Raw genomic sequence first — 12,462 nt, 5'->3', positions numbered from 1 at the left:
CCATGTTTTCCACCAGCTTTACCTGGAACGATTTTCTGTTTTTGCTGCAGGGGGCATGGGTCACCCTGCAACTGACCAGCTGGGCGATTTTGCTCGGCACCGTTGCCGGCCTGCTTTTCGGCCTGATGCGTGCCTTGCTGCCACGGGCCAGCCTGCCGCTGGCCTGGGTGCTGGATGTGTTTCGCAGCGTGCCTTTGCTCATTCAGTTCGTACTGTTCAACTCGCTCAAGAGCATCGTCGGCCTGAACATCAGCGCTTTCAGCGTCGGCTGCATCGTGCTGGGGGTCTACGCAGCCGCGTACTTCACCGAGATCGTGCGCAGCGGCGTGCTGGCAGTGCCGTTTACCGTGCGCCGGGCCAGCCGTTCGCTGGGCCTGAGCTACCTGCAGGACCTGCGCTACATCGTGTTGCCCATTGCCATGCGCGTGGCCTTCCCCGGTTGGCTCAACCTGGTGCTCAGCGTGATGAAAGATACCGCACTGGTGATGTGGATCGGCATCGTCGAACTGCTGCGCGCCTCGCAAACCATCGTCACCCGCATCCAGGAACCGATGCTGGTGCTGTGCATCGCGGGCCTTATCTATTACGTCATGAGCCTGGTGGTTGCGCGCCTTGGTGCTCGCCTGGAAAAAAGGTGGCAAGAAAATGATTGAGATCGACAACGTCTACAAATCCTTCGGCGACCTCGAAGTGGTCAAGGGCGTCAGCTTGACCGTGAACAAGGGTGAGGTGGTCTCGATTATCGGCGGCTCCGGCTCCGGCAAGTCGACCCTGCTGATGTGCATCAACGGCCTGGAACCGATCCAGAAAGGCCATATCCGCGTCGACGGCATTGCAGTCCACGACCGGGCCACCAACCTTAACCACCTGCGCCAGAAAATCGGCATCGTGTTCCAGCAATGGAACGCCTTTCCACACCTCACCGTGCTGGAAAACGTGATGCTGGCGCCGCGCAAGGTGCTGGGCAAAAGCAAGGCCGAAGCCGAGGCCCTGGCGGTGCAGCAACTGACCCATGTGGGCCTGGGCGACAAGCTCAAGGCCTTCCCCGGCAAACTGTCCGGCGGCCAGCAACAGCGCATGGCCATTGCCCGCGCCCTGGCCATGTCACCGGACTACATGTTGTTCGACGAAGCCACCTCGGCCCTCGACCCGCAATTGGTGGGCGAGGTGCTCGACACCATGCGCATGCTCGCCGAAGACGGCATGACCATGGTGCTGGTCACCCACGAAATCCGCTTTGCGCGGGATGTATCCGACCGCGTGGCGTTCTTTCGCAATGGCCTGGTGCACGAAATCGGTACCCCCGATCAAGTCATCGGCAACCCTGTGCACGCGGAAACCGCGGCCTTCCTCAAGTCGGTCAAATAGGAGCAGAACATGCGTTCATCGAAAGTCATTCATGTGGTCAGCTGTCACGCCGAGGGCGAGGTCGGTGACGTGATCGTCGGCGGTGTGGCGCCGCCGCCCGGGGCTACCGTATGGGAGCAGTCGCGCTGGATCGCCCGGGACGAGACCCTGCGCAATTTTGTGCTCAACGAGCCTCGCGGCGGGGTGTTCCGGCACGTCAACCTGCTGGTGCCGGCCAAGGATCCACGGGCGCAAATGGCCTGGATCATTATGGAACCGGCCGACACTCCGCCCATGTCGGGTTCCAACTCGATCTGCGTGTCCACGGTCTTGCTCGATAGCGGCATCCTGCCGATGACCGAACCGCAAACCCGACTGGTGCTCGAAGCTCCCGGTGGCCTGATCGAGGCCGTAGCCGACTGTCGAGACGGCAAGGTACAACGGGTCGAGATCAAAAACGTGCCCTCCTTCGCCGACCGCCTGGATGCCTGGATCGAAGTCGAGGGCCTGGGATCGCTCAAGGTCGACACCGCCTATGGCGGCGACAGCTTCGTACTCGCCGATGCCAAGGAACTGGGCTTTGCCATCAGCCCGGATGAAGCCAGGGACATCGTTGAGACCGGTTTGAAAATCACTCGCGCCGCCAACGAGCAACTGGGCTTCACCCACCCGTTGAACCCGGACTGGTCGCATATCTCGTTTTGCCAGATCGCTGCGCCTGTGGTGTATGAGAACGGTATTGCCAGCGGCGCCAACGCGGTCGTGATCCGCCCGGGCAAGATCGACCGCTCGCCCTGCGGCACCGGTTGCTCGGCGCGCATGGCGGTGCTGCAGGCCAAGGGGCTGCTCAAGGTGGGCGAGCGCTTTATTGGCCGTTCGATAATCGGCTCTGAATTTCATTGCCGCATCGACTCCATGACCGAAGTGGCCGGGCGCGTCGCGATCTACCCGTGCATCTCCGGACGGGCGTGGATTACCGGTACCCATCAACACCTTCTAGACCCGAGCGACCCGTGGCCACAGGGCTATCGCCTGTCCGATACCTGGCCGGGTGCCAACTGACCAGAGCATTTACGCAATACCCGTAGCAGCTGACGAGCGCAGCGAGGCTGCGTTCGTCAGCTACAGGAACACTGCAACTGTGGGAGCGAGCCTGCTCGCGAAGATCGTTCGCGAGCAGGCTCGCTCCCACAATAGGGCTTGACCTGCAACAGAGTATCTACATAAAACCGCAATTAAACGTATACGAAATACTATCTTAGCGACCGGAGGCAACAAACATGAGCAAGCGCATCAACTGGAGTGGCGTCTTCCCTGCGGTGACCACTCAATTCAACCATGACTTCAGCATCAACCTGGACAAGACCCACCAGGTGATTTCCAACGTCATCCGTGACGGCGTGTCGGGCCTGGTAGTCTGTGGCTCGGTGGGGGAAAACACCTCCCTGACCGCCGAAGAAAAAATCGCCGTGACCGAAGTCGCTGTGGCAGCCTCCGGCGGCCGGGTGCCGGTCATCTGCGGCGTGGCCGAGTTCACCAGCGTGCAAGCCGCCAAGGTGGCCAATGCCGTGCGCAAGGTCGGCGTCGATGGGGTGATGCTGATGCCCGCGCTGGTCTACGGTTCCAAGCCTTTCGAAACCGCCGAACACTACCGCTATGTAGCCAAGCACGCCGACGTGCCACTGATGGTCTACAACAACCCGCCCATCTACAAAAACGATGTCACCCCCGACATCCTGATTTCTCTGGCCGATTGCGACAACGTGGTGTGCTTCAAGGACTCCTCGGGCGACACCCGCCGCTTTATCGATATCCGCAATGAAGTAGGCGACCGTTTCGTGCTGTTTGCCGGCCTCGACGACGTGGTGCTGGAGAGCATTGCCGTGGGTGCCGAAGGCTGGGTTTCGGGCATGTCCAATGTGTTCCCCAGGGAAGGCGAAACCATCTTCCGCCTGGCCAGGGCCGGGCGTTTCGCCGAAGCCATGCCGATCTATGAATGGTTGATGCCGATCCTGCATCTGGACGCCCGTGCCGACCTGGTGCAGTGCATCAAGCTATGCGAAGCCATTGCCGGTCGCGGCAGCGCCTTGACCCGCCCCCCGCGCCTGGCCCTGCCACGGGAAGATCGTGAATTTGTCGAACGAATCATGGCCAAAGCTCTGGCAAACCGCCCGCACTTACCTGATGTCGGTCTTTGATCAACGGCTTACTGTAGATACTCTGTTGCCGCCTCCCCCCTTGTGGGAGCGGGCTTGCCCGCTCCCACAACAAGCGCCACCCTGGCAAATCTATCCCTTCAGCAGCGCCTGCAGGTCATTGAACAAGGCTAACGGAATCTGCACCCCCTCCGCCTCGCTGCGCGCCCGCGCCTCATACCGGCGTTGCGACGGCAAGCGCGCGCCCTGCCCTTCGATACCGGCAAACAAACCCTCGGCCCGGGCCAGATGCTCTTCGGTTGCCGCACCCAGAAAGCGCTGCGGATCAAACGCGATAATCAACTCGCCATGATAAGGCGATGACTTGCTCCCCGCGTCGTAAGCCAGGGACTCGGCGCTGGTCAAATCGCCAATCAGGGGCCCGGCAATCAACTCCACCATTGCCGCCAGTGCCGAGCCTTTATGCCCGCCAAAGGTCAGCATCGCGCCGGTATCAAGCACCACATTGGCATCGGTGCTCGGCAGTCCTTGAGCGTCAACCCCCCAGCCCTCAGGAATAGCCTTGCCAGCCCGACGATGCAACTCGATGTCGCCACGGGCAATGGCACTGGTGGCAAAGTCAAAGACAAACGGGTCACGCCCCGCCCGTGGCCAGCCAAAGGCAATGGGGTTGGTACCGAACACCGGCTGGCAGCCGCCCGCCGGGGCCACCCAGGCATGGCTCGGGTTACAGGCCAGCGCTACCAGCCCCGTCGCGGTCAACTGCTCGATTTCCACCCAGAGTGCGGAAAAATGCACACAACGATTGATCGCCAGGGCTGCAATGCCGTTGGCCCGGGTTTTTTCCTGTAACAGCGGCAAACCCGCCTGGAACGCCAGCTGGGAAAACCCGCCGGCTGCATCCACCCGCACTATCGACGGCGCCTGGTCGATCACCCGCGGCGCGGCATCGGCCGAGACCTTGCCCGCGCGCAGTGAATTGACACAGCCCAGCACCCGGTACAAACCGTGGGACGCGCAACCATCGCGCTCCCCGGCCAGCACCGTGGCGCTCACCGCGCGGGCATGGGCCTGGTTGAAACCGTTATGCAACAGGATCGATTCGGCAAGCTCGTAAGCCTGGGCCAGGGTCAGTCGTTTCATGGTCAGCTCCTTGAACAGACCTTCCAGACTGGACCATCCTCAGGCTCACGGCTTGATCGGTTCAGGCCGTTCGCATGACGAATTCAGCACAGAGCGGGCCATGAAAATACCCGGCAATTGCCTCAATCAACGCCGCATCCGTGACCGGGTCCAACCCCGGATACGGCTGGCCGTTATAGCTGCCGGTAAACGTCAGGACCGCCTCGATGCTGCCATTGTCCTGATACAGACTACGCATCTGCTGGCACTCCAGATCCTTGCTGTCAGTGCTGCGCAGCGCATAGTGCAACGCCAGCGCCGCGCCGAACTGCAGGGCACTGCTGTCAATCCCGTGCTTTCTGGCCAGATCGATACTGCGAAAGATCCGTTCGTTACGTTGCAGTTTGCGTAGTGGATCACGTCCGACACGGGCACAGGGGTCCTTGAAGGAGGTATTGCAGCGCTCCAGAAAGGTGGCTGAAAATGCTGCCACGGCATCTTCCATCTGCGGGTTTTCGGCCACCAGTGCCGGGCCGACTGCCTCACCGATCAAGCGCTGCGCCAGCTCACTGACGCGCGGGTCGCCCATGCCCTGCCCCAGCCAGGAGTACCCCAGCAGGCTCGCATACCAGGCAATGATCGCGTGCGGGCCATTCCACAGCAGGTTCTTGATGACTTGTGGCTGGGTGATGTCGTCGACCGTCTTCACCTGGCGCAAGCGCTCAAGCAGATTGCTGCAGCGCTGGGCGTACAGGGGCATGTCCGGCTCGCTGTTGAACAGGATCAGATGCAATTGGCTCAAGGCGTTGCTGGACTGGGTAAAAGGTCGAAAGCGGCTGATCAGGCGCTCGTACTCGGGCACCGGAGTGCGCGGTGCGGCGCGAGGTGCGTCAGGCTCGTCATCGAGGCTGTTCTGGAACATCTTCGACTTGATCCGCAACTGGCGCACCAGCGCTTCGTTGGACAACTTTGAGACGATGCGGCTGACCACCGTTTCTACAAAGTGGGTGTTATCCAGAATCTTGCGGCACAGCTCGGCAGACACCAGCAACTCCAGTTGCGCCTGCACATGGCGACGCACAAAGTCGGCACCGCCGACCTTGTTCAGCACAATCAAAATGGTCAGCTCACGCCCCCGGCGCTCGTAGCGGCGCACCAGGCCCCGGGCAATCACCCCGGCCTGCTTGCGAATTGCCGTTTCAGGCAGGCTCAGGCCGATGATTTCCGCCACGTCATACATGCGGATCACTGCTTCGGCGTCGTCCATGTCGATCATGCGCAGGTTATCGATGGTCTGATCGAAGGACGTGGCGCTGTAGCGCACACTGAAGCGGCCAAACGCCTGAATGGTCTCGCGCAGCATGCGTGAGCGGGTGGCGGCGATGATCTCGCAGGGTCGGGTGTAGCCGTCCCAGTGCGAGAAAATCTGCGTCAGGTAACCGCCGCCCATTGCGCCAAAACCATGAATACCGGCGCTGAACTGATTGAGGGTGGGCGGGAAACTGTCGGTCAGCGCGGGAGGACCGAGATCGGGCATGCATTCGTTCAGGTCACCCAAAAAACCGTGCATGCTGGTGTAGGCCTTGAGGGCGCAGTCCGCGACTTCAGGCGCTGGCGGCTTGATATCCTCAATCAGGATCGGCTGGCCGTCGGCACGAATGGCCGACAACAGACCGTTTTGCGAGTCCTCCAGCATAAGGCAATGCTCTGGCAGGCAATTGAGCGCGCTGGCCGCCTTGAGGAAAATCTCCGGGTGGGGCTTGCCCTGGGTCACCTCATCACCGCACACGGTAACGTCGAAATACTTCAGCACATTGGCATTGATCAGGTATTCCTCGGCGATGGCGCGACGGCTCGACGTAGCCACCGCCATGGTCAGGCCGTATTTGCGCAAGCGCTCCAGCACTTCCAGCAGGCCATCCTTGATCGGCACGCCGTGGTCACGCACATGGGCCAGCTCCAGCTCGTCGGCACGCTGGCGAACCTGGGCATAGGGGAAGTCTTCGCCGTGGTTGGCCCTGGCCAGGGCCTCGGCTTTTTTGGCACTCAGGCCTAATGAGCCGATCAGTGTTTCTTCACTCAGTGGCGTGCCGTAAATCTCCTCGGCGGCCTGCTTGAGCGTTTTGAAGCGCAAGCGCTCGGTGTCGAACATGGTGCCGTCCATATCGAAGATGGCACTGAAAATTCTTTTACCCTGAAAATAAATCATCAACACAGCTCCTTGTAGCGCGAGCAATTATTGGCTGCCCGCGGAAACGCTTTGGATCAAAAACGTGGTTTCAAATACAAATCCCGGGCAGCAGAACGCACCATTGACAGCGGGGCGTGAGTGCACCGGAACGGCTGGCGGTCAGAAATAATCAGGCGGAGGGACGTAACAATGGCGCCAGTTGGCGCAGCTGCCCGAGAAGCAGGGTCTCAGGTGGGGGATAGCGAAGTTTGCGAGAAAGCGGGAAACAAACCCTGTGACTGCACTGATGCAGCATTTGACGTGAGGCCCACAGCTTGCAATCAGGGATGCGAAGTGTGAGCCCAACTGGCGATTGATACGTGTGATTCCATCCATAAGGGCGTTTTAATTTCCTGTAATACTACGACTGACCTTTTTAGCTATAACCCATGCAACACGTCTAAATCAAGGATTGCCTTGAGCCACAGGCTGTAACGGCTGCGCAAAAAACCCGTCGGGCCAGGCCCTGACAGGCCGTCATGGCAGGCTCCCTGATGGCGAAGCGCCAAGCGCAACCCGGCATGCGACTGTATGATGGCGCGCTTGAGAAACAGGCTCGGGTCTCAAGCCTGCCCACCGTTCAGGAGCTGTGCATGAACATGCTTTACCGGACTTTCAGCCAGGGAGAGTCCGCCCCGCGATTCTCTCTCAGTTTGCTTAGCCTCGGCCTGCTGCTGGGCAGCGCCATGCCTGCGGCACATGCAGCCGGGACCGAACTGCCGGCGACGTCCGTGACGGCCACGGGCAACGGCGATTATCAGGCCGACAACGCCTGGGTCGGTGGTTTCGACGCGGCGCCCTTGCTCGATACGCCGGCCGCCATTGCGGTGTTTACCGATGCCCTGATTGAAGACCAGCAAGCCCGCCTGCTCAGCGATGTGCTGAAAAACGACGCATCGGTCGGCGAAAGCTACGCGCCCGTCGGCTACTACGAGAATTTTGTAGTGCGCGGCTTTTCGCTGAACTCGGCCAGCAGCTACAAGATCAATGGCCGCACCATCACCGGCGAGCAAAATGTCGGGCTGGAAAACAAGCAGCAGGTAGAGCTGCTCAAGGGGCTTTCAGGCCTGCAAAGCGGCGTTTCCGAGCCCGGAGGCGCGGTCAACTATGTGACCAAGCGGGCAGCCGATGTGCGCTCTGTTACGGTGTCTACCGACGATCGCGGCAGCGGTTACATCGCCACCGATGTGGGAGGCTGGTTCGGCAGCGAACAGCAGTTCGGCCTGCGTGCCAACGTTGCCCATGAAGATATTCACTCTTATGTCGATCACGCCAACGGCCAGCGTGACTTCGCCTCTGTGGCGTTCGACTGGAACATCAACCCCGATGCCCTGCTGCAACTGGACGTGGAGTATCAGAACAAGGAGCAGCGTTCGGTGCCGGGCTATCAGTTGCTCGGCGGCAGCGAACTGCCGCATCACGCCTCGCCGAAAAAGCTGCTGGCGCACCAGAGCGGCTCGAAACCTGTGACCATTGATTCTCTGAATATCAACGGCAACTTCGAATACCGCTTCAACGACAGCTGGAAAGGCAGTCTGAGCGCCTCACGCAGCAAGGTGGTGATCGACGACTACAGCTCGTTTGCCTGGGGCGGTTGTACTGTCGGCTGCGTTACACCCAATGTCGGCAACTACTTCACCCCCGAGGGCGGCTACGATATCTATGACTTCCGCAGCCCTGACGATACCCGGCGCAATGATGAGGTACAGGCAGCCCTCAGCGGTCGCTTCCATACCGGCGCAATCGGTCATGAGCTGACCGTGGGCAGCAGTGCATTCCGGCGCGTGGTGAATAATCGTGTAGCCATCAACCATAGTCTCGGCAGTGGCAATATCGACAGCGAGCCTGAAAACCTCGAGCGCTACAACGGCGCCCTCAACGACAGCCATCGCCGCCTGGACAGCCGCCAGTACGGGGTGTTTTTCAATGACCTGATCAGCTTCAACGAGCAATGGCAGACCATGATCGGCGGGCGCGAAGTGCGTCTGGATGAAAAGACCTTCGACAATCAGGGCGACACCACCCGCCACACCCAACGCTATGAATTCCTGCCCCAGGCCGCGCTGATCTACAAACCGGTGCAAAATATGACGCTATACACCCGCTACAGCAAGGGCCTGTCCCTGGGTGGCACAGCGCCGTGGTTTGCCAGCAATAACTTCGACATCCTGCCACCCACCGTGTCGCGCCAAATAGAGGCCGGGATCAAATACGACTGGCAGCGCATGAGCCTGAGCGCCACACTGTTCCAGATCCGCCAGGCGTACCAGTATGCTCGCCCCGAAAATGGCGAGTTCACTTACGTCCAACAGGGCCAGCAGAAAAACACCGGCATTGAGCTGGCGGCCAACGGTTGGGCCACTGACCGGCTGCAGATTGCGGCCAGCGTCGCGGCGATCCGCTCCCGGGTCAGCGGTAGCGGCACGCCCGAATATGAAGGCCACCAGACCTTCAACGTACCCACCCTGCGCGCCAGCCTCTACGGCGACTACGCCCTGCCCTGGATCGACGGCCTGGCCCTGCTGGGCGGCGTGCAGTACAGCGGCAAGAAATACGCCAGCCAGGTGGGTACGGTACAGGCCGACGCCTACGCCATCTTCAACATCGGCAGCCGCTACAGCACCCGTATCGAAGGTTACGACACCGTGTTTCGCCTGACCGTCGATAACCTGTTCGACAAGCGCTACTGGCGCGATGTGGGCGAATACATGGGCGATAACTATGTCTTCCAGGGGGCGCCGCTGACGGCAAGGTTGAGTGCCTCGATCAACTTCTGATCATGCTGCATTGCAGGGGGCATGTAGCCTCCTGCCTTCACCCTCTTGCATAAAAGGCCTGCGTCCGGAACACACGAACGCTTGTCATTCAGCGACAATTCCCAAGCTTTTCAGTGCTTTCAGCTGGCCGAGAAGCCAGGTATGGCAATGCTAATTTTCTGCACGCGCCGTGGATCACCCACTGTGTGCACAGGAGATTTACCATGCCAACGGACACAGCCTCTCCCGACTCGGGCCCCACCTGGTCAGCCCTGTTCAAAGACGACTGGGATACCTTTTGCTCACCGACTTCCCTCGCCGCAGTCGACTCGCCCGCGGCGTATCTGCAGGCGCTCTACCGGTTTGCCCTGGAAGTGGAGCAAACCGGCAAAGGCACTCAAGACAAAATCACCCTCGCCCAACGTGTACCTGCGCTCAAGGAACTGGTGATCAATGCTGAAAACACTTCCCGTCAGTTGCCACTGCTGACGCTGGTCAACGAGGCCCTGAACGCACCGGTCAAAACCTACCTGGACACGCATCGCGACATTTACGGCGACCGCACGGTGCATCAGGTGCTGGCCGAATTACGCTACCCCTTTGAATTGCCTTTCGACCTGGCCCATCAGCAATGCGTGCTGGGGCTTGCGGGCAACAAGCCGGGGCTTGGTGCATTGAATTATCGCATCAGCCTGAAACTGCCCTATGACCAGCAGCCGGAGAACAAGTACGGCACGGTGCAGCAGCAAGCCTATGAGGCGCGGCGTCTGCTCACCCTGCTCAGCCCTGCACAACAAAACCTGTTGACCGAGGACTTTGAAGAACAGGGCACAGACACCTTTTACAAAAAACACTATGGCCACAGCCAGCCCATCACTGACCAACAACAGTTCATGCAGCACACCGGTCTGAGCACCGAGCAGTTCCATGAACTGCTTGCCCACGCCAGCTATCAGCCGCGCTTGTCTGGCAACGTCGTGCAGACGGCAGATCAGATTGCCCGGGATCACACTGCAGGCGCTCGCTTTATCAATGGCCCCTACAGAACAGGGCAAAAGAAACTGGGCCTGAGCATCGACTCATCAAAAAAAAACCACCTGCAAGACACAACTCCACAGCGTCATGACCGTTTGCAACGGATGATCCGCCTGCAACGCTGGCTCAATATGCCTTTCGCAGATCTGGATACCTTGCTCTATAGCATCGCCGGTTGTGAAGGCAGCAGCCCTGAACACCTTGCCATCAACGACAACAGCCTGCGTGCAATGGGTGTCTTTCGCTACCTGAACCAACGCTATGGCCTGACGCCCGGAACATTTTCGGCATGGCTTTACCACATGCCCGTTCATGGGGTCGGGCAACACACATCGCTATTCGACCAGGTATTCAACCCGCCGCACTGGCTCAACTCCCCCCTGACTCTCGACAACCAGCCGCTGGATCTCGGTACGACACAAGGGGTTCTGTATCGGGCCTGTGGCGCTCTGGGCCTCGAAGACACACCACAGTCCCTGGGGTTGCTGAAAACCCGTACCAAGCAATATTTCGCCACGCCTCGCCGGAATATCGAGACGTTTTCCAGCTTTTACCGACAGGCCACATTACCCGCAATGTTCGGACTGTCAGTCCTGGACTGCGATCAACTGTGCCAGTTGCTGGGGGGCAAAACCTACCACCAGCAACTGGTCAAGCCGGGCTTGCGTCAGTCAGGCAGCAACTCGCCGGCGGACTTTCTCGATGTGTTGATGCAACTGGACTGGGCGGTTAGCTGGCTCAATGACAGCGGTAAAAGCGTTCAACAGTTACGCCAGCAGTTGTTACTCGAGACCACGTTGCTGCCCTCCTCCGTACAGCAGCGGCTCACGCAGGTCGAGGCGGTGTTGCAACGCATGCCCCAATATCTGCTGGCGCAATCCACACTCGATGAGCTGGACTTGCCGCAACCGGAAGCCGGTAGCAAACCCCTTGCCTACACCTGGAATGTGCTGCTGGCCAAAGGACTGCTCCGGGTCCAGTCCATGCTGCCCGCGCAACCCAAAGCGGACAGCCTGGAAAAAGGCGTGGCCTACATGGTCGACAAATATGTCAACCTGAGCCCCGATGCGGGGCGCAACCAGGCACTCAAGGCCCGGGTCAAGCAGATACTCAATACGCAGCTGTCCGCAGCCTACTCACAATTGCATCCTTTCAAGAAAGAAATAGATCAATTACTCAAGGATACCTCCCTGGCCAGCGAGGTCCCCGAGCTTATGAAACAGGCCTTCAGGCAAGCTTCGCGTATTTTCGCCAGTGCCCTTGGCAGTGATAAACCCAATGAATCCCTCAAACACCTGCTGCTGTTCTTTCCCCATGCAGAAACCGAGCTGCAACTGCCCATCAGCCGTGAAGCCCTGCAGGCTTTTCTGCTTGACCCCGGTTGGCTGGAGTCCGAGCAATCGGCACATTCAACCCTCAAGTTAACCCTGAGCACCCTGTATCTGTTCCAGAGGTTCAGTCATTTCAGCGACGTTTACGGGATTAACCACGCCACACTGCTCAATTATCTGAACCAGGCCAACCCTCAAAAACAGAACGGCGAACAAACCGGTCTGAACTCGCAAACCAGCGAATTGCTGGCCCAGATGCTGGGGTGGAACGCCAGCGAGATAGAGGTATTGATAAAGCCCCTGCTGGAAAAACGCGTGCGCTCGATGACTGAACTGGACTGGCTGATGCGCTGCCATGAGACCGCCAGGCAGACAGGTCTTTCGGCAAGCATGTTGCTGATGGCGACAGGCTTGACCGCCACCTTCAGTTCCGATGACTGGCAGCAGGTCGGCAGCGCCGTCTTCGCCACCGCCCCATGAGCGCA

Annotated in this window: 8 protein-coding genes; 6 read left to right on the top strand and 2 right to left on the bottom strand. The window is 59.7% G+C overall.

Annotated elements, in window-relative coordinates:
- The first annotated feature begins 2 nt into the window (after positions 1-2).
- The 4 genes from GHN92_RS19005 (at position 3) to GHN92_RS18990 (ending at position 3,545) form a co-directional block, all read left to right on the top strand.
- The gene (locus GHN92_RS19005; RefSeq protein WP_095000330.1) at positions 3-653 is read left to right on the top strand and encodes an amino acid ABC transporter permease; all 651 of its coding nucleotides are present in this window, start codon (positions 3-5) and stop codon (positions 651-653) included.
- Positions 646-1,368 (top strand): amino acid ABC transporter ATP-binding protein, encoded by a 723-nt coding sequence (locus GHN92_RS19000; RefSeq protein WP_095017989.1) that lies wholly within the window; start codon positions 646-648, stop codon positions 1,366-1,368. The genes GHN92_RS19005 and GHN92_RS19000 overlap by 8 nt, the downstream gene beginning before the upstream one ends.
- A 9-nt stretch (positions 1,369-1,377) precedes the next feature.
- On the top strand, positions 1,378-2,409 hold the full coding sequence (locus tag GHN92_RS18995) for a proline racemase family protein (protein WP_095017990.1): 1,032 nt from the start codon (positions 1,378-1,380) through the stop codon (positions 2,407-2,409).
- 218 nt (positions 2,410-2,627) lie between these two features.
- Entirely contained in the window at positions 2,628-3,545 is a 918-nt protein-coding gene (locus tag GHN92_RS18990; RefSeq protein ID WP_153380818.1) for a dihydrodipicolinate synthase family protein, read from the top strand.
- Between the two features lie 90 nt (positions 3,546-3,635).
- Here the strand turns inward: GHN92_RS18990 and GHN92_RS18985 are convergent, their stop codons facing one another.
- Complete coding sequence (locus GHN92_RS18985) at positions 3,636-4,646, bottom strand: Ldh family oxidoreductase (protein ID WP_153380816.1); 1,011 nt, start codon at positions 4,644-4,646, stop codon at positions 3,636-3,638.
- A 61-nt stretch (positions 4,647-4,707) separates the two neighbouring features.
- Positions 4,708-6,834, bottom strand: a complete 2,127-nt coding sequence (gene mtlD, locus GHN92_RS18980) for a bifunctional mannitol-1-phosphate dehydrogenase/phosphatase (protein ID WP_095031606.1) — start codon at positions 6,832-6,834, stop codon at positions 4,708-4,710.
- A 614-nt stretch (positions 6,835-7,448) separates the two neighbouring features.
- Here mtlD and GHN92_RS18975 point away from each other — a divergent pair.
- Both GHN92_RS18975 and GHN92_RS18970 read left to right on the top strand, forming a co-directional pair.
- Positions 7,449-9,632 (top strand): TonB-dependent siderophore receptor, encoded by a 2,184-nt coding sequence (locus GHN92_RS18975; RefSeq protein ID WP_153380814.1) that lies wholly within the window; start codon positions 7,449-7,451, stop codon positions 9,630-9,632.
- Positions 9,633-9,835: 203 nt separating this feature from the next.
- The gene (locus tag GHN92_RS18970; protein ID WP_153380812.1) at positions 9,836-12,457 is read left to right on the top strand and encodes a Tc toxin subunit A; all 2,622 of its coding nucleotides are present in this window, start codon (positions 9,836-9,838) and stop codon (positions 12,455-12,457) included.
- Positions 12,458-12,462: the final 5 nt, after the last annotated feature.

This window comes from Pseudomonas sp. FSL R10-2964, from assembly GCF_009600035.1.
GTDB classification, from domain to species: Bacteria; Pseudomonadota; Gammaproteobacteria; order Pseudomonadales; family Pseudomonadaceae; genus Aquipseudomonas; species Aquipseudomonas bubulae.
Note: the sequence above shows the minus strand (reverse complement) of the source record. Positions and strands in the feature narration are given on the sequence as shown.